This is a genomic window from Pseudoalteromonas sp. GB43, from assembly GCF_054923805.1.
Map to the genome: position 1 here is coordinate 729,773 of NZ_JBPCHJ010000002.1, position 23,099 is coordinate 752,871.

Annotated in this window: 20 protein-coding genes and 2 pseudogenes; 5 read left to right on the plus strand and 17 right to left on the minus strand. The window is 41.1% G+C overall.

The window, feature by feature from the left end; genetic code table 11:
* Positions 1–54: 54 nt before the first annotated feature.
* Positions 55–1,590, minus strand: a complete 1,536-nt coding sequence (locus ACRWSG_RS20705) for a GGDEF domain-containing protein (RefSeq protein WP_138600731.1) — start codon at positions 1,588–1,590, stop codon at positions 55–57.
* A 201-nt stretch (positions 1,591–1,791) separates the two neighbouring features.
* Between ACRWSG_RS20705 and ACRWSG_RS20710 the strand changes: the two genes are divergently transcribed.
* Positions 1,792–3,573 carry a M61 family metallopeptidase gene (locus ACRWSG_RS20710; protein WP_194441023.1) on the plus strand — a complete coding sequence of 594 codons (1,782 nt, stop codon included), beginning with the start codon at positions 1,792–1,794 and terminating at the stop codon, positions 3,571–3,573.
* 20 nt (positions 3,574–3,593) lie between these two features.
* On the opposite strand, the gene ACRWSG_RS20715 is transcribed toward ACRWSG_RS20710, so the two are convergent.
* The 14 genes and pseudogenes from ACRWSG_RS20715 to hisG all read right to left on the minus strand — a co-directional run bounded on the left by ACRWSG_RS20715 (position 3,594) and on the right by hisG (position 14,330).
* Positions 3,594–4,388: a glycosyltransferase family 25 protein gene (locus ACRWSG_RS20715; protein WP_462167425.1), complete on the minus strand. Its 795-nt coding sequence runs from the start codon at positions 4,386–4,388 to the stop codon at positions 3,594–3,596.
* A gap of 64 nt (positions 4,389–4,452) precedes the next feature.
* On the minus strand, positions 4,453–4,638 hold the full coding sequence (locus tag ACRWSG_RS20720; RefSeq protein WP_054552009.1) for a DUF1289 domain-containing protein: 186 nt from the start codon (positions 4,636–4,638) through the stop codon (positions 4,453–4,455).
* Between the two features lie 41 nt (positions 4,639–4,679).
* The gene (locus tag ACRWSG_RS20725) at positions 4,680–5,192 is read right to left on the minus strand and encodes a hypothetical protein (RefSeq protein WP_462167426.1); all 513 of its coding nucleotides are present in this window, start codon (positions 5,190–5,192) and stop codon (positions 4,680–4,682) included.
* A 151-nt stretch (positions 5,193–5,343) separates the two neighbouring features.
* Positions 5,344–5,724, minus strand: coding sequence for a DUF4097 family beta strand repeat-containing protein (locus ACRWSG_RS20730; protein ID WP_462167427.1), 381 nt, complete (start codon positions 5,722–5,724; stop codon positions 5,344–5,346).
* A 32-nt stretch (positions 5,725–5,756) separates the two neighbouring features.
* Positions 5,757–6,083: a hypothetical protein gene (locus ACRWSG_RS20735; RefSeq protein ID WP_462167428.1), complete on the minus strand. Its 327-nt coding sequence runs from the start codon at positions 6,081–6,083 to the stop codon at positions 5,757–5,759.
* A gap of 281 nt (positions 6,084–6,364) precedes the next feature.
* Positions 6,365–6,952 carry a hypothetical protein gene (locus tag ACRWSG_RS20740; protein WP_462167429.1) on the minus strand — a complete coding sequence of 196 codons (588 nt, stop codon included), beginning with the start codon at positions 6,950–6,952 and terminating at the stop codon, positions 6,365–6,367.
* A 311-nt stretch (positions 6,953–7,263) separates the two neighbouring features.
* Positions 7,264–7,876, minus strand: a pseudogene (gene hisIE, locus ACRWSG_RS20745) (bifunctional phosphoribosyl-AMP cyclohydrolase/phosphoribosyl-ATP diphosphatase HisIE).
* Positions 7,867–8,646: an imidazole glycerol phosphate synthase subunit HisF gene (gene hisF, locus ACRWSG_RS20750; protein WP_294411924.1), complete on the minus strand. Its 780-nt coding sequence runs from the start codon at positions 8,644–8,646 to the stop codon at positions 7,867–7,869. Before hisF ends, hisIE begins: the two are co-directional and overlap by 10 nt.
* Positions 8,628–9,362 carry a 1-(5-phosphoribosyl)-5-[(5-phosphoribosylamino)methylideneamino] imidazole-4-carboxamide isomerase gene (locus ACRWSG_RS20755; protein WP_063707479.1) on the minus strand — a complete coding sequence of 245 codons (735 nt, stop codon included), beginning with the start codon at positions 9,360–9,362 and terminating at the stop codon, positions 8,628–8,630. The genes hisF and ACRWSG_RS20755 overlap by 19 nt, the downstream gene beginning before the upstream one ends.
* Positions 9,363–9,390: 28 nt before the next feature.
* On the minus strand, positions 9,391–9,981 hold the full coding sequence (gene hisH, locus ACRWSG_RS20760; RefSeq protein ID WP_054552016.1) for an imidazole glycerol phosphate synthase subunit HisH: 591 nt from the start codon (positions 9,979–9,981) through the stop codon (positions 9,391–9,393).
* Entirely contained in the window at positions 9,978–11,039 is a 1,062-nt protein-coding gene (hisB, locus tag ACRWSG_RS20765; protein WP_462167430.1) for a bifunctional histidinol-phosphatase/imidazoleglycerol-phosphate dehydratase HisB, read from the minus strand. Before hisB ends, hisH begins: the two co-directional genes overlap by 4 nt.
* Complete coding sequence (gene hisC, locus ACRWSG_RS20770) at positions 11,036–12,133, minus strand: histidinol-phosphate transaminase (RefSeq protein WP_462167431.1); 1,098 nt, start codon at positions 12,131–12,133, stop codon at positions 11,036–11,038. Before hisC ends, hisB begins: the two co-directional genes overlap by 4 nt.
* A complete protein-coding gene (gene hisD / locus ACRWSG_RS20775) occupies positions 12,123–13,424 on the minus strand; it encodes a histidinol dehydrogenase (protein WP_462167432.1) in 1,302 nt (433 codons plus the stop codon). Before hisD ends, hisC begins: the two co-directional genes overlap by 11 nt.
* Positions 13,425–13,430: 6 nt before the next feature.
* Positions 13,431–14,330 carry an ATP phosphoribosyltransferase gene (gene hisG, locus ACRWSG_RS20780; RefSeq protein WP_054552020.1) on the minus strand — a complete coding sequence of 300 codons (900 nt, stop codon included), beginning with the start codon at positions 14,328–14,330 and terminating at the stop codon, positions 13,431–13,433.
* A gap of 344 nt (positions 14,331–14,674) precedes the next feature.
* Here hisG and ACRWSG_RS20785 point away from each other — a divergent pair, with 344 nt between their 5' ends.
* A complete protein-coding gene (locus tag ACRWSG_RS20785) occupies positions 14,675–14,908 on the plus strand; it encodes a hypothetical protein (RefSeq protein ID WP_054552021.1) in 234 nt (77 codons plus the stop codon).
* 90 nt (positions 14,909–14,998) lie between these two features.
* Entirely contained in the window at positions 14,999–15,964 is a 966-nt protein-coding gene (locus tag ACRWSG_RS20790; RefSeq protein ID WP_462167433.1) for a sensor domain-containing diguanylate cyclase, read from the plus strand.
* Positions 15,965–15,991: 27 nt separating this feature from the next.
* On the opposite strand, the gene ACRWSG_RS20795 is transcribed toward ACRWSG_RS20790, so the two are convergent.
* Both ACRWSG_RS20795 and ACRWSG_RS20800 read right to left on the minus strand, forming a co-directional pair.
* Positions 15,992–17,275, minus strand: coding sequence for a cation:proton antiporter (locus tag ACRWSG_RS20795; RefSeq protein ID WP_054552023.1), 1,284 nt, complete (start codon positions 17,273–17,275; stop codon positions 15,992–15,994).
* A 225-nt stretch (positions 17,276–17,500) separates the two neighbouring features.
* On the minus strand, positions 17,501–18,580 hold the full coding sequence (locus tag ACRWSG_RS20800; RefSeq protein ID WP_462167434.1) for a mechanosensitive ion channel family protein: 1,080 nt from the start codon (positions 18,578–18,580) through the stop codon (positions 17,501–17,503).
* A gap of 387 nt (positions 18,581–18,967) precedes the next feature.
* On the opposite strand from ACRWSG_RS20800, the pseudogene ACRWSG_RS20805 reads away from it, so the two are divergent.
* Together ACRWSG_RS20805 and ACRWSG_RS20810 are read left to right on the plus strand one after the other, a co-directional pair.
* Positions 18,968–21,161: pseudogene (locus ACRWSG_RS20805) on the plus strand (M4 family metallopeptidase).
* A 69-nt stretch (positions 21,162–21,230) separates the two neighbouring features.
* The gene (locus tag ACRWSG_RS20810; RefSeq protein ID WP_462167435.1) at positions 21,231–23,093 is read left to right on the plus strand and encodes a M28 family metallopeptidase; all 1,863 of its coding nucleotides are present in this window, start codon (positions 21,231–21,233) and stop codon (positions 23,091–23,093) included.
* Positions 23,094–23,099 lie beyond the last annotated feature (6 nt).

Below are 23,099 nucleotides of genomic sequence, written 5' to 3' on the forward strand. Positions count from 1 at the left end.
ATCTATGAGCCTTTATCATTGTGTGTCAAAGACCTCACCATTGAGATAAGGGCTTTATTTGCTAATGCAAACTTTATTTCGTCCTTCATTTTTTGCTTTGTACAGAGCATCGTCGGCACGATCAAAAGCAATCAGCGGGGTATCACCTTTTTTAAGTTGGGTAGCACCAAGAGAAATAGTGATTTCTACTTGCTTATCTTTAAATTTAAACGGTATTGCCTGAATATTTTTGCGCAGTTTTTCAAGAGAGCTAACTGCATTTTCAATAGACATGCCTGTCATTAATAACACAAATTCCTCACCACCGTAACGGGCAATAAAGTCTGATTTACGAATTGATTTTTGTAGTGCTTTAGCAATAACTTGCAATGTTTTATCGCCAGCACTGTGGCCATACCTATCATTAATAGATTTAAAGTGATCGACATCAAGCACCACAAATGTCACATCAGACTCTTGGATGTTAAATAAATGAAATTCATGATTAAAACGTTCATCGAAAGCGGCTCTGTTTGGTAGCTTTGTTAAACCATCAAGTAAGCTTTTATAGCGTTGTTCATTTAACCGTTTTTTGTAAGTTGAGAGTTTGCTTTCTAAATGACTTATTCTTTTATTAATGTCGTTAAAGCTATTTAATAAATGCTCTCTTTCACTCTGTTCTAATTTTTCTTTTGCAATTAAATCATCACTTAATGATTTTAACTCTTCTTCGACTAGCTCTTTGAGGGACGATATTGACGTTGCTTGTTGCGTCTGAGTATTAAGGTTTTTAATTTTTGCTTCTATTTGCTTATTTAGCGACTCGTACTCAGCGCTAAGTGACTCAGAATGTTTACTGGTTGAAACAATTGAATGATGTAAATCTTCAATTGTTTGATTTAAAGAGATCAAAAAACTCTGTGCTGATTGACGCTCTTTACTCATATTACGAGTAATAATCGTGATAATTTTTAGAGCAGAATCAAGTAAATCATCAATACAGTCGTTATGTGTAATGTTATTCTTTACTGCTTTGATTTGTTCAGCGCTTTCATCCTCTAAAACGAGATCATTTGCTAGGTTAAGTAGTTCGGCTGCAAGCTCGGGTTTAATTTGTGATTCAGTTTCACTTTTTGTCGAAAGCTTTGCCTGTAAAGCTTGATGATAAATTATTACCAGCTTAGATAATAAAGGGATAAAGTCATGGTTAGATTGGATGTTATTTAACTCATGATCAAGCAAATGGCGTAAAGAACGACGGGCATCATCCGGTAAACCTTTTACTTTTTGTAGCTGCTTTCCTGCATCAGTGACACTGTTGTTAAGTTCGCGTTGTAAAGCAATTTGCTTTGCTTCTTGGTGTTTTAATAGCCCTAGAACATCATCAATAAAAGGTGAAAGAAGGTTAAAGTCAACCCCTTTTTTCAGAGCACTTCTAAACTTAGCGAGGCGATTATCTAACTCAATATCTAAGCCCTTACAACTTAGAGATAACTTTGCAGCAAACTGAGAAAGAACCTCAACTTGGTGTTTGCGTGCATCCTCAACAACCGTCCGGGCATCGATTGCTTGTTTTAACTTTTTATTAAGAAGATCATGCTGTTGCTGCACCGAGTAATACCGCCGTTATTAATCAACTGTCTATAAGCTAAGTTTACAACAAAATAGTACGAAATGTAGGTTCCAAGTCAAAAACTTAGCCATTTTGTCTATCAAACTTGTTGCAATGGCTGTTTATCGGTTTTTAATTCACATTTTTTATCGCAATTGTTAGTCTATTTGGTAATTTTGATAGTAATAAAAAGAGTTGTTATGAAAAAGTTTTTGGCCATGTCTATTTTGGCGGCCTGTTCTAGCAGTGCGTTTGCAGATGTAAACTACTCACTGTCTATTACTCAGCCTGAACACCACCTAGGTAATGTAAGTGTTGAGTTTCCGCAAACAGCACAAGCACATTTAGATATTAAACTTCCTGCTTGGCGTACTGGTCGCTACGAAATTTTAAATCTTGCCAATGGCGTGCGCTTTTTCGAAGCAAAAGATGATGATGGTAAGGCGTTAGAGTGGGAAAAAATTGACCACAGCACTTGGCGTGTTCACCTAAACGAACCTACTCAAGTCAATGTAGATTACCAAGTTTACGCTAACGAGCTAGGTAAACGTGCTCGTCATATTGATGATAGCCATGCCTTCATTGATGCTTCTGGCTTTTTCATGTTCAGCGAATCATTCCGCCAAGACCCAGTTAAAGTTGAGCTAAATGTACCAAAAGAATGGCGCTCAGTATCGGGTATGGAAAATGCGGGTTCTAAACACAGCTTTAAGGCCGCTGATTACGATATTTTAGTTGATTCACCAATCGAAACGGGTATCAACGAGCTACACAAGTTCACCGTTGATGGCCGTGAATATGAGCTCGTTATTTGGGGTGAAGGCAACTACGACGTAGATCAAATGCTAACTGACCTTAAAAAGCTAGTGACAACTGGTAATGTAATTTGGGATAGCTACCCGTATGAGCGTTATGTATTTATGGTGCATGCTACGTCAGGAGCAGGCGGTGCAACAGAGCATTTAAACTCAACAATTATCCAGCGCCCACGTGACCGTTTTGGTTCTCGTAAAGATTACCTTGCGTTTATCAGCACCGCAGCACACGAATTTATTCATACTTGGAACGTAAAAGCATACCGCCCTAAAGGTATCGCACCGTACGACTACACCAATATTAACTACGCGAAAACATTATGGATTGCAGAGGGCTCAACCAGCTACTTTGAAGATCACTTAATGGTGCGCGCTGGTATTGAAACAACCGATGAGTTCTTCGGTACGTTAACAAAAACCGTTAATCGCCACCTACAAACACCGGGTCGTGAAGTACAAAGCGCAACTGAAACCAGTTTTGATAAGTGGATTAATCAAGGCGGCGACCACGCTCGCAACTACAGCACTAATATCTATTTAGAAGGTGCGTTGATTTCAATGGCACTCGATATTGATTTGCTAGAAAAAAGCGATGGCAAAATTAGTTACCGCGATGTACACCGTGCGCTTTATAACAAGCACCGTTTACCAGATGGTTTTACGCCAGATGATGTTAAAGCGATTTTAAAAGAGCTAACAGGTCGTGATTACAGTGCTTGGTGGCAAGCGAATGTGGATGAGCCAGCTGCTATCGACTTTGATGAGCTACTTGCAAAAGTAGGCTTAGGTTTAATTCGCCCAGAAGGCGCAAAATCAGTACCGAGTATTGATTCGTTTGCTAAAAACAGCGGTGAGTTACTCACCCTAACTCATGTTCGCCGTGGTGGCGCTGCATGGCAAGCGGGCTTAACAACGGATGATAAAATCGTCGCGTTTAACAAAAAGCATGTGGGTAAAGATTTAACAGCCAGCCTCGAAACGTTCAAAGCAGGCGACACAGTGACTGTTGACTTCATTAGACGCGATGCACTGCAAAGCACAACGCTAACACTGAGCGAAGACTTTGATAAAGAGAAAAAGGTCAAAGCATTAAAAGATGCAACACCAGCTCAAATGGCATTGTTTAAAGCATGGATGGGTGTTGACCACCCAAATCAAGCTAAATAACAGCCAAGTAAATTAAATCGTTAATGATTTTTGATTGGTAAGAGAGGAGCTGCGGCTCCTTTCTGTTTGTTTGATACTAGCTGCGCTTTTACAAACTGCTTAGTGTATTTTGCGTTTAGTAGTGCACTTTGTAGCTGCTGTTTTTTACGTCGCCAAAACGACTTTTTAACTTTGACTGATCTATCCCTAATATCGCTTTGTGAATTATCGGGTTGTGATACCGGATAGGGCAGTAAAGAATACCCATAAACACCGGTTTCCCACACATGTTGTAAATCGCAGTCAACGGGGCGACCAAATGTGGCTGTGGTTTTTAATAGCGCTTTTGCTCCGGCCAAACTAACAGCCGTTGCACAGCAGCCAGACATAAGCTTTTTATGAATAACTAAATGTTGCTCATCGGCAAGGGGTTTTGTAAAAGCAATGTCGCGATTACGGTCTTTATAAGCCGCTAACTTTATTAGCTGCCAAGGCTGTTTTAATGTATTTATGTTTTCAATTGCACTGTGAATTGAGCGGTCGAGAACAAAGTCATCTTCTAAAATAATCGCGTAATCTAATTGCCTATCGACAATGGTTTGCCATGCTTTTCTGTGACTCAGGTAGCAGCCAATTTCACCTTTACTCAAGGGTTTATGGTATTTTTTTAGGTTTAAATCAGCACTATAGTGCTTGGCTATCTCTGTATCATACAGCTCTCTACCATCAATTGCATCAAGGCGTTCAAATGCCAAATTTTGTGCATTTAGCTCATGGCTTACACGGTTCAATCGTTCAGTAGAACTTGCTAAGTTGATTACAAAAATAGCGGTCATTATCGTTACCTGATGGTCAGTTTGAATCAGGCTAACAAGCTTTAATGACGCTTGGGTGTCAGAACTATTTCGCTTTTATGTCAGGGCGAGGAGTGTTTAAAATCGCTTGCTTTTCTTGCTCAGATAAAATGATCCAATCAAAAATCTCATCATTACTGCGACCACAGCCAGTGCAATAACCATTTAGGCGATGACATTGACCGATGCAATCTGTTTTGTATTGGCTGGTTGGTATTTTTGAATGTGTCATAGTGATGTGAAGGCTAATCTCTATTAGCCTTCCTAAGTGTATTACTTGCCTTCAATTGGCTTACCAATTTCAAGGGTAGTAGACCAAGGCTGTTTGCGTGATAGGGTTTTACCCGAATGAATTGAGATAACAGGGTTGTTTTCGTCAAGCACAAACGTGGTGCGTAACGATTCAGCTGACTCTTTTTGTGTTTGATGCCAATTATTACTTGCTAAACAAGCTTGGGTAAAATTAACCGCACGGGTGTGATCGGCAACAGCTTGTTGTTGTTGCTCGTAGTTGCCTACACAGCGGTAGGTAACATTGTCTTTATCAAGCGCCGTGATTTGACAGTTATCGGCAATAAGGTTGTATTTTGCTGTCCATGTTTCCATGTATTTTGTATTTACACGGCTACGTTTTAAGCCTTCAAAGCGGTTGTCGTAAGCACCTAATAGGGCGTTAATTTTCTCGCAAGGGGTTAAGTTATCAATGGCCGCTTGTTGTTCAGTTGTTAGTCCTGTACAACCGGTTAAAACAAGGCCAGTTAGTAAGGCGGCGAGTGGCTTTTTCATATCAGGCTATCCTTTTAAATAGCAGTTCCTTAAACGTTTCCTAAAGGATACCTAAGCCCTTGTAAAAATGCTAATAAAGATTGGTGATTACAAAGCAAAATGCCCTCGTAAAGGAGGGCATTTTAGTTGCGTATATGGTAAAAGCGCAGGCTTACATTTTAGTTTTACCAGCAATGTTGGTCACTTTTACTGAACCAGAGCCATCACTTAGTAACTCAAAGTTTGCTGCGGTGTCAACGCGAATGCTGCCTGAGCCATCTGAAACGACAACATCACCAGAAATATCATTTAAATCGATACCACCAGAACCATCGTGTACTTCGATATTGCCTTGTGCGTTGGCAACATCAATATTACCTGAGCCGTCATGAATTTTAATATCACGGCTGATATTACGTGCCTCTATGCTACCCGAACCATCATTGATTTCTAATGTGCCTGTAATGTCATTTGCGGTAATTGAACCTGAACCATCGTTAATCACTGTATCAGCGACTTTGCTAATAATAATTTCACCCGACCCATCGTGCACATTTACATTAAATGAACGAGGGATCGCAACAGTTAAATCAATGCGAGTTTGCTTATTGGTGTGGTAATCGCACTGACGTTTGCACTAAGTGCTGCGTTATTGCCTTTGGCTTCAAGGTTTAAGCAGTATTCATCATGAGGCTTTTCTTGATAAATCTCGGCTTTAACGGTTACTTCATCACTGTCACTTCCGGTAATGTGTAAAAAACCAGAGCCTGCTTCTACTTTTAAAGCGCTTAATGAGGCTGCATCTAGCGTTAGGTTTTTCGTGTCTTGTAGTGACATATCACCCCAAGCAAATGTTTGTGCTGATAATAAGCCTGCGGCAATGAGTGAGAGTGTTTTTACTGTACTTAACATGGTTCTTCCCTTTAATATCTGTGGTGTTATTAGCTTAGTCGCAGGTGATGATAAAAAAGGTTTAAAGGCTTTAAAAATTTTTTATAAAAATAATAGGCTGAACTTATGGATCCTAAGGATAGGGCCAACACTTACAAAGTACAGCGATAACGTGGGGTTCATAAATGTATCTGTATTTTCTATGTACGAAATAGAAGATTTGATAAGATTAACATTCTGATATACAAGATTAAGTAGAGCTTGAATCATCAAGCCCTACTAAAAAGGACAAATTTTTTAGTTTAATAATTTATTTCTATTTGACCAACTGAAACAGTTCCTTGCTGCCAAGTTGTTCTACATGTCAATGAAAGAATAGAATTGTCTTGATAATTATTATCTAAACTTGTTGTGAAATTAACACTTTGTTTAGATGAGTTATTTAGATCAGATATGCTAATCCAATCAAAACCCTGTCCAGTCCCATATTTAAGCCATACTTCACTGTTGCCATCATTTACTTTTTTAATCTGTGAAATTGAGCAACCACCAAAAGAGTTATTTAAACCTTGAGTAGTACCGTGAACTGTTAGTTGGTATTGACCAATGTTATCGTTCAATGGAATTGCACAATTGAAGTAACGTGAAGTTCTTGAAAATGTTGGGTTGAAAATAAAGTATCCGTTAGCGGTTGCGCCAACATTTTCTAAAGAGGCTTCTTTTAGTGCTGATAAATCGCCATTTGTAGCAATTAGCTCGTTTAAAGCTGAAGTTTTTTTCACAGTATCTTCACTACAATGCGCAGAGCCAGTAAAAGTAATTGTTTGTGAAAATGCTGATGTTGATGCAATCGCTAAAAGGGTAGCAATTGATAATGAAATTTTATTCATGATAAGAATCCTTCTTCTTTGTCCTTTTCAATTGAATTAGACCATAATTAGACTTACTAATCAAATAATGAAATTATATACATTGTTGAATTTATTGCATTTATTTTAAGTTGACCATCAATTCACGTTTTTACTGTTGTTGCAATGGATTCTAAAATCACACTATATGTGAGGAGGTGACCTTGCAGGACTTAAAGGCTTTAGTGAACATGACTTTACCCGTGATGTTTTAAAGCACAGGGTAGATAAGAGTGGATTTAAGAAACACTAAAAAAGATGCACCTAAAAAGGTGCATCTAACTGAACTTAATTTACTTATGGCGACCTTGTAAACAGCTCACCACATCAGTCAGCGATAGGCCTTGGCGCTGCAATAACACAGTTAAATGATACAGTAAGTCTGCCGATTCATTGGTTAATTCATCGTTATCATGTTTCATGGCTGCAAGGGCAACTTCAACACCTTCTTCACCCACTTTTTGGCAACTACGACTTAAGTCTTTTGCAAACAAAGACGCAGTGTAGCTTTTGCTTGGATCATCGTCTTTACGCGAGACAATCACTTGTTCAAGCTCAGCTAAAAACGATAAGCTAGGTTTAGCATCATCGCCGAAGCAGCTTTGTGTACCAAGGTGGCATGTTATCAAGTGGGTTTGCCAGTACTAATAGTGAGTCGTAATCGCAGTCGGTGTGTACAGAGACGACTTCAAGGTAGTTTTCTGATGTTTCGCCTTTGGTCCATAAACGCTCTTTAGAACGCGAGTAAAAGGTTACTTTTTGTTTGTCGAAAGTGGCAGCTAATGCATCTTGATTCATAAAGCCTTGCATTAAAATCACCCCAGAGCGTGCGTCTTGCACAATAGCTGGGATCAATTCGCTTTTGGCAAAATCGACTTGAGAAAGAGTGTCTTTGGTTAATTGCATAGTCTTGCCGCTACATTATTATCAGTTAAAAATTGTTTTAGTTCGCCAATATCAATGACGTTTTTGTGAAATACGCTGGCAGCGAGTGCGCCATCAACTTGACTTTGCTGAAACACATCAACAAAGTCTTGCATCTTACCTGCGCCGCCCGATGCAATCAGAGGAATATCGCACAGTGCACGCATTTTTGATAGCTGAACATTGTCGTAGCCTTTACGCACGCCGTCTTGGTTCATACAATTGAGCACGATTTCACCAGCACCTAGGTCTTGCACGCGCTTAACCCATTCTTCGGTTTTGTAGCGAGTACGGCTTGATGCATTTGGGTCGCCAGTCAGCTGGTAGACTAAATATTCGCCAGTGTTTTCATCATAAAAGCTATCAATACCCACAACTACGCATTGTTTACCAAACTCATCGTGTAACTCTTTGATAAGCTCTGGGCGAGCAATTGCAGGGCTATTAATACTGATTTTATCTGCACCACGTTCTAAAACACGTGCTGCATCGGCAACAGATTTAATGCCGCCTGCCACACAAAATGGAATATCAATGTGGCGTGCAATATTCTCTACCCAATTAACATCAAGTAGGCGTTTTTCGACGCTGGCACTGATTTCATAAAACACCAGCTCATCTGCACCGGCATCGCTGTAAGCTTTAGCAAGCGTTAAGATATCACCAACTACTTCATGGCCTTTAAATTTAACGCCTTTAACAACTTGGCCGTCTTTTACATCTAAACAAGGGATTATGCGTTTTGATAACATGCTAACGCCTCCTCAACATTAAAGGCACCATCGAGCAATGATTTACCTAAGATAACACCGCCAACGCCCAGTTTTTTCAGCTTTGCAATATCATCAAGTGAGCTTACACCGCCTGATGCTTGAACTTTAATCTCGCTGTTGTGGTTGGTTAAATCTTCATAAAGTGCAAACGAAGGACCGGTCATGGTGCCGTCTTTACTGATGTCAGTACACAGAAAATCAACTACACCCAGTGCCACGTAAAAATCAACAAGTTCGAACAAACCAAACTCAGATTCACTTAACCAACCATGTGTTGCGGGTGCCCAGCCATTGTCAGTTTTATTTACATCTAGTGCGATAACAAAGTGAGAGCTGCCAAATTTTTCAATCCACGCCTTTACTTGTTCGCGCTTTTCAACGGCCATTGAGCCGATCACGACTTGATTAGCACCGGCTTCAAGCCAGTCAGCAACATCTTGCTCTGAGCGAATACCACCGCCCACTTGATAAGGCACATTAAGCGCTTTAGTCGCAGCTTGAATATGCTGCCACTGTTTTTTATTTGGATCGCGCGCGCCTTCTAAATCAACAAGGTGCAGTTTGCCTGCGCCGCTGTTTGCGTACTCTTGTAAGCGTGCGCCAAGTTCGTAAGGGTAAAATTGTGCTGTATCATACTTACCTTGGTATAAGCGCACAATTTGGTTTTGTAATACATCGAGTGCTGGAATAATCACGTTTATTTCTCTTATTTGTTTGCTGCGCTTACAGCTGCCAATCTAAAAAGTTTTGTAAAAGTCGCGTGCCTACTTTGGCGCTTCGCTCTGGGTGGAACTGCATGCCTGCGTAGTTATCTTTAGCAACAATTGCTGAAAAAGCTTGCCCGTATTCACCGCTAACTAGGGTGGCATCGTTCACTGTGTGAGCAAAGCTATGCACAAAGTACACTTGATCTTGTGCCGATAACCCTTTGGTAAGGGCATGCTCTTTTAACACGCTTAGGTCATTCCACCCCATGTGTGGTGAGGTTAATGTGCCCACATCTAAGTGCTTAACAACACCCGGAATTTTGCCAAGGCAATCAACATTGCCTTCTTCTGTGCTGTCGCAAAGTAATTGCATGCCTAAACAAATGCCCATTAGCGGGCGCTGATATTCATCAATTGCTTGCTGCCAACCACCGTCTTTTAAACGCTTCATGGCAACAGAAGCATGACCTACGCCGGGTAAAATCGCACGTTCAAAGCCTTTTAGTTGCTCAGGTGAGGTGATCACCTCTGGCGTCTTCCCTAAGCGCTCAAAGGCAAAACGAACTGAGTTAATGTTGGCACAACCGGTATTAATTATGGCAATCATAAACACCCCTTAGAGCTGGCAGTTTGTTGTGTGGCATCTTTTGCAATCGCAGCGCGAAGTGCTCTTGCAAACGCTTTAAATAGACCTTCAACTTGGTGATGGCAGTTACCATCGCTAACCGACAAAATAAGGCTCATGGCGGCATTATCACTTAAGCTTTTAAAGAAGTGCTCAACCATTTGTACGTCTAAGTCGCCGACTTTTTCACGGCTAAAATCAGCATTTAATACAAACGAGGCACGGCCCGATAAGTCAATTTGCGCTTCTGCTTTGCATTCATCCATAGGGAGTGCAAAACCATAGCGACCAATTTGCGTTTTTGTACCTAGCGCTTGTTTAAGGGCAAGGCCAAGTGCAATGCCGATATCTTCAACTAGGTGGTGCTCATCAATGTGTAAGTCGCCAGTGGCTTGAATATTAAGTCCGATATTGGCGTGAGTACGAATTTGGTCAAGCATGTGATCGAAAAAGCCAAGGCCAGTGCTAATTTCGCCATTTTTTGTTTGGTCTAAATTAACTTGCACATCAATTTGCGTTTCTTTGGTATTACGAGTGACACGACCTTCACGGTTTGCGGTTGTCAGCTTAGTGACAATGGCATCCCAGCTGCCGTCATACAAAATGCCTTCGCAGCATAAGTTATTGGCAAGTCCAATATCAGTTTGGCGGTCACCAATCACAAATGAGCGTGCTAAATCGACTTTACCCGAGCGCATAAGCTCAGTAAGTAAACCAGTTTTTGGTTTACGGCAGTCACAATTTTGCTCATCAAAGTGCGGGCAGATCAGAACGTCATAAAATTTAATCCCTTGGCTGTTTAAGATATCCATCATCTTGTCTTGAGCAATATCAAAATCAGCGGTCGGGAAGCTATCAGTGCCTAAACCATCTTGGTTTGAAACCATAACAAGGCGGTAACCTGCCGCTTGAAGTTGTAATAGAGCAGGGATCACATTTGGCAAAAACACTAATTTTTCGAGGCTATCAACCTGTTTGTCGGTGATAGGCTCTTCGATAATCGTGCCATCGCGGTCAATAAATAAATACGGGTTGCTCATGATAATTCCTGTTCTACTGTTTTACTGGTCAGTGATAAGCCATCTAACCAAACTTTTACTTGTTCTAGTTCTTGCTCGTTACCGATAGAAATTCGTAACCAATCATCTTCGCCATATAAAGTGAAGGCACGCATTACGAGTCCTTGCTCAAGTGCGATATTAAATGATTGTTTGTCTTTTAATTTTAAAGTGACAAAGTTACCTTCACCGCTCAGTACTTTGATAACGGCAGGTGATTGCTCAAGCCAGCTTTTTAGTTTGCTTTTTAAGCTATTTAGAATTGTCACCTGACGGCGCATTGAAGCGATGTTGTCGCTACTTAATGCATCTGCGGCAATGCTCGCAACCACCGTTGATACAGGGTAAGGCGCAATCACTTTACGAATAGGTGCAAGTAGCTCGCTGTTGGCTAGCGTGAAGCCCGTTCTTAAACCTGCAAGTGCAAATGCTTTTGATAGAGTCCTTAGTACCACAAGGTTACTAAACTCGTTGATCAGGCTTGCCGCTGTTTGTTCTGGGCAAAATTCTATATAAGCTTCATCCACCACGACAATCGCTTTACCCGCAAGTTGTTGGGTGATTTTTCTGATTTTGTCTAGGCTTGTCATGCTGCCGGTAGGGTTATTTGGATTACAAATAAACACCAGCTTTGAATCAGCAACCGCAGTGACAATCTCATCAACTGTGCCTTTTAATAACAGCTCTTGAGTTAAACCGTTAATCGAGATGTTGTGGGTATCAGCAGTGACTTTGTACATGCCGTAAGTTGGTAAAAAGAGTGCAATGCTATCTTTAGCAGGGCTACAAAAAGTACGTACTAATAGCTCAATACCTTCGTCAGCTCCACGAGTCATCAATACTTGCTCTGGCTCCAAATTAGCATAGCAAGCGTAACGATTGATCACTTGCTGAGGCTGCGGATCAGGGTAGCGATTTAAATCCGTTAAATTGATATTTGGCGTACGTGAATACGGGCTTTCATTGGCATTTAACCACGTTGTGCCTGTCAGCTTTTCACTTTTCGCCGAACTATAGGCTGTTAGCGCTGCAATGTTGTCTGGCAACAGCGTTGTTATTTTTGAATTATCGCTCATTATTCATAGCCTCAAGACGAATTGAAACAGCATTAGCGTGAGCATCAAGCCCCTCTGCTGCAGCTAAAGGTAAAATTGCTTTAGATAATTCACGTAAGCCATTTTTACTGATGGTTTGCACTGTGTAAGTTCTAAAGAAGTCCAGTAAGTTTAAGCTCGAATAGGTCGCGCTGTAACCATACGTTGGTAGTACGTGGTTCGTACCCGATGCATAGTCACCGGCAGACTCCGGAGTGTAATCACCCACAAATACTGAGCCGGCATTTTTCACTAAGCTTAAATAAGGCTGCGCATCAGCAAGCTGTAGAATAAGGTGCTCAGGACCATATTGCGCAGACACTGCAAAGGCTTGATCAACCGAGTCGACTAATATCAAGCTTGAGTTAGCAAGGGCTTGCTCGGCAGTGTCTTTACGACTTAATTTTGCTAGTTGCTCTGTTAATGCTTGCTGTGTTTTTTCAATAATGCGTTCGCTGTTACACAGTAAAATAACCTGTGAATCTGCACCGTGCTCCGCTTGCGATAATAAATCTGCCGCAATAAAGTCTGGGTTTGCACGCTCATCAGCAATCACTAGCACTTCAGAAGGTATCGCTGGCATATCAATCGCCATACCCGGAATAGTTTGCGCAACAAGTTGTTTTGCCATGGTGACAAAGCTATTTCCCGGGCCAAAAATCTTGTTCACTTTAGGCACTGATTCTGTACCGTAAGCCATCGCTGCAATCGCTCCGGCGCCGCCACTTTCTACAATGGTTTTAATACCACATAGTTTTGCCGCATATAAAATGGCAGGGTTGATAGTTTCATCGGCTTTCACAGGTGTAGTAAGCACAACGGTTTGTGCACCACTCAACTGTGCAAGCACCCCTTGCATAATTACTGACGATGGCAGTGGCGCACTGCCACCTGGCACGTAAATACCTACCGCTTCAATGGCTTGATATTTAAGTTCACACAATACGCCAGGTTGCGTTGTTAACTTAATATCTTTAGGTAATTGTGCTTGGTGAAAGCGTTTTACATTGGCGTAGGCCGTTTCGATAGCGGCTTTTAACTCGTTTGATAATAACTGCTCAGCTTGGTTTATTTCTTCAACTGGCACTAATAAGCGAGGTGTTTCGCGCTTATCAAACTCTTTTGCCATCTTTAATAACGCTGCGTCACCTTGTGCTTTAACTGCATTTAAGATGTCGATGCAAATTGCTTCAACCTCTTTACTTGCAGTAACAGCAGGGCGGGTAAGTACCGCCTGCTGTGCTTGTTGATTTTCCTCATTCCAACAAAACATGGATAATTACTCCATCATTTTTTCAATTGGCATAACAAGAATTGAGTTAGCACCTAGTGCTTTTAACTGTTCCATTGTTTCCCAGAAAAGGGTTTCGCTGCTAACCATATGTAGCGCAACATAATCGTCGCTACCAGCAAGCGATAATAAAGTTGGTTGACCTGTGCCAGGTAGTAAGTCACATACTTCATCAAGCTTTGCTTTTGGTGCGTGTAGCATGATGTATTTACTTTCTTTTGCTTGGCGTACACCACGTAAACGCGGCATTAGCGTATTGATTAAATCAAGTTTGCTTTGATCAGTTAGATTCTTGTTTTGAATTAAACATGCGTTTGATTCTAAGATGGTATCGCCTTGCATTAAGCCGTTTGCTTCTAACGTTGCACCTGTAGATACTAAGTCACAAATTGCATCAGCTAAACCAGCACGCGGCGCAACTTCAACAGAGCCCGTTAACATAACTGTGCTTGCGTTAATACCTTCGCGTTTTAGGTATTGGCTTAAGATTTCTGGGTAGGTAGTGGCAATGCGTTTACCTTCGAACCAGCTTTTATCTTGTGGACCAAGTTCTTGCGGCCATGCAAGTGCAAGGCGACAGTAACCAAAATCAAGCTTAGAAAGTTTGTTTACTTCGAATTCCACACCTTGGCGTTCGCGTTCGGCTTGTACTTCAACAAGTACGTTTTCACCTACGATACCCAGATCACACACACCGTCCATTACTAGGCCCGGAATATCGTCATCGCGTACACGAAGTACATCAATTGGCATATTGGTAGAGTGTGCGATTAAACGTTGTTCACGAAGATTTAATTTCACACCAAGTTGCTTTAGCAACTCTTGGCAGTCTTTTGATAAGCGGCCGCCTTTTTGGATGGCGATTCGTAAACGGTTGGTATTGCTCATTATTCATTTTCCTTTAATTCAAAAACTAAAAACCCCGAGGGAACCTCAGGGCGAAAATAAATAATTTGGTTGATTGCTCGCCAGAGGTTCCTTTTAGGAATAACCTCTCAGCGAAAAACCTGACAGGCTATTCCGGTGAATGATGGTGATGATGGATAGTTGTCAGATTGAAGCGCATAATTTTTCCTGTATTGCACTCGTTTGTATAAACCAGTGCGTAAATCTGTTTAAATAAGTTACGTATATAGATAAACATGCTTTGCTAATATTTGGCAAGCATTTTTTTGCGAAATTAAAGTATATGCTATAACCGCCGATAATAAATGGATAGATAGGAGGTACAAATGGATATCATGATCCCCTTTTTAGGTCGAATTACACGGCTACAGTTAGAAAGTAAAGGCGCATTTCACATTGCGGGCGTAAAAGATGCGAACGTGCAGCGAATTGAACTTGAAAAACGCCAAAAACGAGAAATAGAGCGACGAAAAAAAGCTGCTAAAAAAGATGATAAAAGCGGTAAAAATGCCATAGAAGAAGATGAAGAGGGTAATAAACACCTAGATACATGGGCATAGCAGAAATTTAAGAAATTGTTTGTATGCAATAGACCATTTTTTTCTGCTAGGGTTAAGAAATACATGTGATTTTGATCAAAAGGCAATCTAATGGAACGACCAGCAGTGCCGTTAAATGAGCAAGCAAGGCTTGAAGAGCTTCGCTCTTTGGATGTATTAGACTCTCAGAGCGACCCCGCCTTTGACCGAATCACTCGCCTTGCCCAACAGTTTTTCTCTGTGCCAATTTGTGTCATTAGCTTAATTGACGAGCATAGACAGTGGTTTAAGTCATGTGTGGGGTTAGATGTGACGGAGACTGCAAGAGACATTTCTTTTTGCGCCCATGCAATTTTATATAAAGACCCCCTAGTGGTTGAAAATGCCTTAAACGATAAACGTTTTGCAGATAACCCGCTGGTAATGGGTGACCCAAATATTCGTTTTTATGCAGGTTGCCCAATCACACTTAAATCAGGAAATAGAATTGGCACTTTGTGCCTTATTGATCACCAACCTCGCAGTTTTAACAATAAAGATACTAAAGTTTTAAAAGACTTTGCAGCAATTGTCGAGCGTGAGTTTGCGGTTATGCAATTAGCAACCACAGATGAGCTTACCTTATTACCCAATCGTCGGGGTTTTATTAGCACAGCTGAACATTACCTTGATTTATGCATTCGCCAGCATTTAAAAGCAAAATTGGTATTTATAGATTTAGATAACTTTAAAGCAATTAACGACCAGTTCGGTCATGCTGCAGGAGACCGGTTGCTAAAAGATTTTGCAAGGTTGCTGGAAAGCTGCTGTCGCAAAGCGGATTTATGTGCGCGGTTGAGCGGTGATGAGTTTGTAATTTTGTTTACAGATTTAAATACCAGTGATTGCGAGGCTATTATGCAGCGTTTATTTTTGTCATTCAGTCACTTACATAATAGTTTTAATAACCAGGCTGAACTTAGCTTTTCCTATGGCATTGCCGATTTTTCAGATCAGCAGCCTTGCTCGCTGACTAAATTACTTGCTGTTGCAGACGCACGAATGTATTCCGATAAAGCACAAAAAAAGGCTCGATAATCGAGCCTTTAAAGTAAAAATCAGTGCTTAATTTTTCGCTTCTGCTGATTGAATACTGCTTTGGATCAACGGCGATATTGTCAAACCTTGTACGATAATCGAAAAGATCACCACCACATAAGTGACAATAACAATCAAGTCATGTAAATCAGAGCCTGCGATCATTACTTGATCGCGTGGGATGGCAGCTGCCATTGCCAGCGCTAAACCACCCCGTAAGCCACCCCAAGTGAGTATTTTCACTGAGTGCTTATCGTACTGGCGGTACTTTTTAAAGAATACAAATGGCGTGCCTACACTTAAAAAACGAGCCAGCAACACCACAGGCACCATGAGTAAACCTAAGCCAATTTCTTCAAGAGTAATGGGCATAGTGACAATTAGCATTCCGATGATCAAAAACAGCAAGGCATTTAAAAAGCTATCTGTGGCATGCCAAAAGTCTTTCACGTAGCGAGTATCTTCAGGTCCGGTACGCTCTGTTGCTTTTGAACGAGTAATATTGCCAAGTAAGATACCACTGGTGACCATAGCAAGGGCACCTGAGATTTCCCAAATATTTGCTGCTGCAAAGCCGGCTGTTGGAATGGTCAGGGTTAGTAGCAAACGAATGTTCACATCGCGGCTATTAATAATTAAAAAATGCCCGACTAACGCAATCACCAGACCAAACACGATACCGCCAATTGCATCAACTAAAAACAATTCTGCAACATCAGTAAAGGTAGCTTCGGTGCCATAAAAGGCCACTGAAAATATCGTTGTGAAAATCACTAAACCAATACCATCATTAAACAAAGACTCACCTTCAACTTGCACAGAAATACCTTCTGGGGCTCGCATTTGTTTAATAATGGCTAACACTGCAATCGGGTCGGTTGGGCTGATCAAAGCACCAAACAATAAACAGTAAATAAACGGTACTGGCCAGCCAACAAAAGCAAACAAATAATAGCTTAAGTAACCAACGATAACCGTTGAGGTAATGGTTGAAAATAATACTAATGCGGTAATTTCCCACCGTTGCTTACGAAGGGCTGCTAAGTTGATTTCTAGCGCACCCGCGAACAGCAAAAAGCCGAGCATCCCTTTTAATAGCAACTGATTAAAGTTGATACTGGAGACAACTTGAGTCATTTCGAGGGCGGTGGTATCACCAAGCATTTTAACGGCAAGTATAAGAAGTAGAGAAATAACAACAGAACCTGTTGTTATAGCAATTGTAGTTTGCATTTTGAGGATGAATTGGTTAGCAAAAGCAATAAAAATAGCTAATGCTGAAAGAAAACAAATGAGGTACCAAGCATTCATTGTTTGACCTTAAATATTTGTATAACAAGACGCAGAAAGCAGTCACTTTCTGGCCGCATATAGTACGCCTCTAAAATAGGTATGTCACAGTGTTTATGCGATTTTTATGACATTTTAGAGTAAAAATTCAAGGTGCTGATTGCATATGTATAATCGCTGTTAATAATGTCTCAAAAGAGACAAAAAAAACCTGATGAATGTGCAATTATGATAACTTCAGTTAGGTCAATCAGCCTGTTTAAAGTGAGCCGATTCTTGGCTGGTATTTATAGCTCTGATTGGGTAAGGGATCACAATTCCTTCTTTTGCGTAACGTTGATGTAATGCTTTGATAAACGCAGATTTTACCCAAAAGCGGTTAAAGTACTCTTTTGCTCTTAACATCACCGTAAAATTGATGCTTGATTGGTCAAAAGTATGAAAGACCACAAAGGTCTCGTAATCATCGATGCCCCATTCATGGCTTTTTAAGATTTGTCTTGCTACATCCAAAGTTACTTGCTCAACTTTTTCAAGGTCGGAGCCATAATGAACACCCACCTCAACGGGGACGCTGAGCTCTTTTTCGGGGTAAAAATAGTTAATGATGCGTGATTTAGACAGCTGACTATTGGGGATGACTATCATGTTGTTCGGCAACATTTTCACCCAGGTTGAGCGCCAACCAATTTTCTCAACAAACCCTTGGTCGCCACTTTCAAGCTCTATAAAGTCGCCGACCCGAATTGGTTTATCAATCACCAACTGCACGCCAGAAAAAAAATTTTCGAGTGTCGGTTGCAAAGCCAAAGCGACGGCAAGAGAGGTAATGCCTAATGAGGCAATAATTGGGGTGATTGATATGCCTAAAGTGCCTAATAACACCAATAAGCCAACACACACAATTGCACAGCGGATCAAGCCTTTAATGATGCTATGACTATTCGAAACCACCACCGAGCGGGCACTGTAATAATCAACGGTACCAAATAAGAAATGATCTAAAAATAACACTAAGGCAAAAATACAAATGGCTTTAGCGGTGACCGCAATAGGTAAGGGGTGCTCAGCCATAAAGCCGGTGGTGTTCAATAACTGACCAAAAATGATCACAAGCACCATCATTGTGCACAAGGTCAATGGTGTAGAGAGTGAGTCAACCAATAAAGAGTCGAACACAAAGTCAGTGCGTTGAGTCCATTTTTTTAAACAATAGATAATTACAAACCTCAATAAGAACAAAGCGATAGCGGCTAGTGCAGTGCCTCCAATGACAACCAGCCAAGGCTCATTTAGCCATTCATTTTGTATCAACTCAGTATTCATGCTTAGTCCTTAAATTCTAGGTACTTGGTATTGCTGCAAATTATGTACCCAGGCTTTTTGTGGATATTTAAGCCTTCAGCTTTGAACCACAAATAATGAAATGAGCAATATTAAATGCAAATAAAAGGTACAAATGTATACCAAATGTTATTATTTTGTATCAATAATTTTACACTTTAACTTTATTTGTTAACAATTAATAAACTTTAATTTTCTTATCCTGCTGTTAATTATAGGGTTTTAGTTTAGAGTTAATACTTTGTTTGTAAATTTTTTGTTTCATTTTCAATTTCGTTCCAATCAATCTAGGCTGGTCACTAATCGGGAACAGTGCAGTCCGGTTACTAGGAAAATATTAAATACATAACAATCTAACGGAGCGTAAACGTGAATTTATCTAAAATCACACTAGCAACTCTTGCTGCTTTTGCTTTGACTCAAGCAACAAGTGCAGTAGCTGCGAACAAGAAATACCTAAACGAACAAACAGGGATTAACCAAGCTTTGCAAACCAATGCATCATCTGTATTGAGTGCAAATCCAAATCAGTTAGTTGGTTTAGGTGCAGGGAATGATTTAGTTGTATTAAAAGAAATCAAAACCAGTAACGGCAACACCACGCGCCGTTATCAGCAGATGTATCAAGGTCTACCTGTCATCGGCGATACGGTTAGCCTTACATTTGATGGTAATGGCCAATTAAAACGCGCACATGGTGCAGCAGTGTATGACATTGCCGCCGACATCGATTCAGTGTCTCCGGCACTTAACAAGAAAAAAGCAATGGCGAAGGGCCTTGCTAACTCACCCGCTGCAATTAAATCAGTTGGGTTAAAAAAGCATAATGAACAATCCCGCTTAGCTATTTGGCTAGATGAAGACAGCGTTGCACACCTAGTGTATGAAGTATCTTATGTGACGTATGGCGATAACCCATCTCGTCCGTATCAAATTATTGATGCAAACAGCGGTGAAGTTTTATTTAGCTTCGATAACTTACAACATGCTAGTGCAACGATCAGGCGGTAACTTAAAAACCGGCAAATACATTTACGGTACTGATTTTGATAGCCTAGATGTTACTCAGTCAGGCAGTACTTGTACGATGAATAACGCTAACGTAAGAACCATTAATTTAAATGGTGGTACAAGTGGTTCGTCAGCGTATTCGTTTACATGCCCAGAAAATACCTTTAAAGAAATAAACGGAGCATACTCGCCATTAAATGATGCACATTATTTTGGTAACGTTATTTTCAATATGTATAGCGACTGGTTAGGTACCGCGCCTTTAACCTTCCAGCTAAAAATGCGTGTTCATTATGGTAATAACTACGAAAATGCATTTTGGGATGGCAGTGCCATGACATTTGGTGATGGTCAAAATACGTTTTATCCACTGGTTAGCCTTGATGTATCGGCCCATGAAGTGAGCCATGGTTTTACCGAACAAAATTCAGGGCTTATTTATTCTGGTAAATCAGGTGGTTTGAACGAAGCTTTCTCTGATATGGCAGGTGAAGCAGCTGAGTTTTACATGAAAGGCTCAAATGACTGGTTAGTGGGTCAGGAAATCTTTAAAGGTAACGGTGCATTACGTTACATGAATAACCCCACCCAAGATGGCAGCTCGATTGACCATCAAAACAATTACTACTCTGGTATGGATGTTCATTACAGCTCAGGTGTATTCAACAAGGCATTTTATAACCTTGCAACCACACCAGGTTGGGATACGCAAAAGGCATTTGTTGTGATGGCGCGTGCTAACCAACTTTACTGGACAGCCAGCACAAACTGGGATTTAGCAGGTAATGGCGTGATGGATGCGGCGTGTGATTTAAGCTATGACCCAGCAGATGTTCAAGCGGCACTTGCGGCGGTTGGTGTGACTTCAAGCTTAAGTGCGGGTAGTAGCTGTGGCACAACTGAGCCACCTCCGGGCGGTGATGAAGAGCTAACTAATGGCGTTGCTCGCACAGGGATCAGTGGTGCAGCGAAAGATCAAATGTTCTTTACTCTTGAAGTACCAGCAGGTGCAACGAATTTACAATTCAATACAACTGGTGGAAGTGGTGATGCAGACCTTTACGTTATGTACGGCGCAAAACCAACACTGAGCAACTTTGATTGTAAAAGTACTTCATCTACTAGCACAGAAAGCTGCGCTATCAGTAATGTGCAAGCGGGTACTTACTACGTAATGGTAGAAGCGTGGAATCAAATTTCAGGTGTATCACTTACTGGTAGCTTTGATTCGGGCAGCGGTGGTGGTGTAACACCAATAAACCGTACTGAGTCTAACTTAAGTGTTGGCACAAATAGCTGGACTCGTTTCACGCAAGACCTAGATGCTGGTTATTCATCACTTGATGTGACTATTTCTGGTGGCTCTGGTGATGCTGACTTGTATGTGAACTTTGGTTCTCAATCGACAACATCGAGCTATGACTGCCGTCCTTATAAAAACGGCAATAGCGAAACTTGTACATTTACAAACCCTCAAGCGGGTACTTGGTATATCGACCTTCGCGGCTACAGCGCTGCAAGTGGTGTAACTCTCACCATTTCGGCTAACTAGCCACCCTTTTAGGGAGCTTCGGCTCCCTTTTTTATTTTCATTAAAATACACATCATAAAAGGATTGATTATGACAACCCGCCTAACACAGTGCTTAGTAGGCTTTGCCACACTGTCACTGAGCCAACTAAGTTATGCAGCGCAAGACGAAACAATTTGGGTCACTATTGATGCCCTTGCTGCAGAGCACTTTCAACAAGATACCGTGAGTAAACGTAAACTAAACAGCAATTTTGCGATGCAAAAATCAGCTTTGAATCAAGTTAATTTTATGCGCGTTAACAAGCAGGATATCGCTGGTTTAAGTGAGTTTATGCACGATAACTATCATCGCTGCGGTGGTTTTGTAGCCCATGACTCATTAGAAGATGCAGAGCTCTATACTCAGCAATTAAATGCGGTTTCGCAGACTGCGATGAATGCGAGCCTAGTAAACTACAGTATTGATAATGCCGCGACAGTTAACGCGCTAATATCATCGATTGATAGTAGTGAACTGAGCGATACGGTTAATAGCATGATGAACTTTCATAACCGATATTATGCCGTGCAAAGTGGTGTTGATGCTGCTGATTGGTTAAAGAGCCATTGGCAGCAAATAGCTAGTAGCCGCAGTGATATCAGTGTTGAGTATTTTAACCATAGTTTTTCGCAATCATCAGTTATTGTGACCATTCCTGGTGCAGAAAAAGCAGATGAAATTGTCGTTATTGGTGGCCATTTAGACTCAATCAATCAGTCTAATCCAAGTAATGACCGAGCTCCTGGTGCAGATGATAATGCCTCGGGTATTGCAGTGCTCACACAAACCTTAAAAGCAATAGTGGAAAATAACTACCAACCTCAGCGGACCATACAAATTATGGGGTTTGCTGCTGAAGAAGTAGGTCTAAGGGGCTCAAAAGATATTGCTCAAAGTTATAAAACACAGGGTAAGAATGTTGTAGGCATGGTACAGTTTGATATGACTGGCAATAACGGCAGTAGCACAGATATTGTGATGATGACAGATTACACAAACTCATCGCAAAATCAGTATTTATCGCAGTTGCTCGATGCTTACCAGCCCGCAGTGAGCTATGGCTTTGATCAATGTGGTTATGGCTGCTCAGATCATGCCTCTTGGTATCAACAAGGGTTTGCCGCCTCAATGCCATTTGAATCAACGATGAGTGACATTAACCCTTTGATCCACACATCAAATGATGCCCAATTTGATGCGGCTCACGCGAGTAAGTTTGCAAAACTAGCTGTGAGTTATGTTGCTGAAATGGCAAAAAATGCCGGTGATGTAGTAACTGAGCCGACTAACCAGCTTGAAAATGGCGTAGCTAAAACAGGTTTGTCGGGCGCAGCAAAAGATCAGTTATTCTTTACACTTGATGTACCCGCAATGAGCAGTAACCTTGAGTTTGTAACCGAGGGCGGCTCGGGCGATGCCGATTTATACGTTAAATTTGGCAGTAAACCAACATTACAAGACTTTGATTGTAAAAGCACAACCTCTACAAGTAATGAAAGTTGTGTGATGTCGTCAGTTCAAACTGGCACGTATCATGTCATGGTTGAAGCGTGGAATGAGATTTCGAATGTGTCACTCACGGGAAGTTATAGCACCTCAGGTGGCGGCGAAAACGTTGACCGAACTGAGACAAACATGAGTGTCGCTACCGGTAGTTGGCAGCGCTTTACTCAACAAATACCGGCAGGCCTTAGTAATTTAACGGTGACTATATCTGGCGGTAGTGGCGATGCAGATTTGTATGTTAACTATGGCTCAGCGTCAACAAGTTCAAATTATCTATGTCGGCCCTACAAAAATGGTAACGAAGAAAGTTGTCAATTTGATAACCCACAAAGTGGAACTTGGTACATAGATTTACAGGGTTACCGAGCTGCATCGGGCGTGACATTAACGATTCAAGGACAATGATTTAAA

Bases quoted from the DNA above. Each gene is read 5' to 3' on its own strand.
- ACRWSG_RS20810 (WP_462167435.1), top strand. From the start codon at position 21,231: ATGACAACCCGCCTAACACAGTGCTTAGTAGGCTTTGCCACACTGTCA.
- ACRWSG_RS20800 (WP_462167434.1), bottom strand. From the start codon at position 18,580: ATGAATACTGAGTTGATACAAAATGAATGGCTAAATGAGCCTTGGCTG.
- ACRWSG_RS20725 (WP_462167426.1), bottom strand. From the start codon at position 5,192: ATGAAAAAGCCACTCGCCGCCTTACTAACTGGCCTTGTTTTAACCGGT.
- hisB (WP_462167430.1), bottom strand. From the start codon at position 11,039: ATGAGCAACCCGTATTTATTTATTGACCGCGATGGCACGATTATCGAA.
- ACRWSG_RS20720 (WP_054552009.1), bottom strand. From the start codon at position 4,638: ATGACACATTCAAAAATACCAACCAGCCAATACAAAACAGATTGCATC.
- hisF (WP_294411924.1), bottom strand. From the start codon at position 8,646: ATGTTATCAAAACGCATAATCCCTTGTTTAGATGTAAAAGACGGCCAA.
- ACRWSG_RS20710 (WP_194441023.1), top strand. From the start codon at position 1,792: ATGAAAAAGTTTTTGGCCATGTCTATTTTGGCGGCCTGTTCTAGCAGT.
- hisD (WP_462167432.1), bottom strand. From the start codon at position 13,424: ATGTTTTGTTGGAATGAGGAAAATCAACAAGCACAGCAGGCGGTACTT.
- hisH (WP_054552016.1), bottom strand. From the start codon at position 9,981: ATGATTGCCATAATTAATACCGGTTGTGCCAACATTAACTCAGTTCGT.
- ACRWSG_RS20735 (WP_462167428.1), bottom strand. From the start codon at position 6,083: ATGTTAAGTACAGTAAAAACACTCTCACTCATTGCCGCAGGCTTATTA.
- ACRWSG_RS20795 (WP_054552023.1), bottom strand. From the start codon at position 17,275: ATGAATGCTTGGTACCTCATTTGTTTTCTTTCAGCATTAGCTATTTTT.
- ACRWSG_RS20740 (WP_462167429.1), bottom strand. From the start codon at position 6,952: ATGAATAAAATTTCATTATCAATTGCTACCCTTTTAGCGATTGCATCA.
- ACRWSG_RS20785 (WP_054552021.1), top strand. From the start codon at position 14,675: ATGGATATCATGATCCCCTTTTTAGGTCGAATTACACGGCTACAGTTA.
- hisG (WP_054552020.1), bottom strand. From the start codon at position 14,330: ATGAGCAATACCAACCGTTTACGAATCGCCATCCAAAAAGGCGGCCGC.
- ACRWSG_RS20790 (WP_462167433.1), top strand. From the start codon at position 14,999: ATGGAACGACCAGCAGTGCCGTTAAATGAGCAAGCAAGGCTTGAAGAG.
- hisC (WP_462167431.1), bottom strand. From the start codon at position 12,133: ATGAGCGATAATTCAAAAATAACAACGCTGTTGCCAGACAACATTGCA.
- ACRWSG_RS20715 (WP_462167425.1), bottom strand. From the start codon at position 4,388: ATGACCGCTATTTTTGTAATCAACTTAGCAAGTTCTACTGAACGATTG.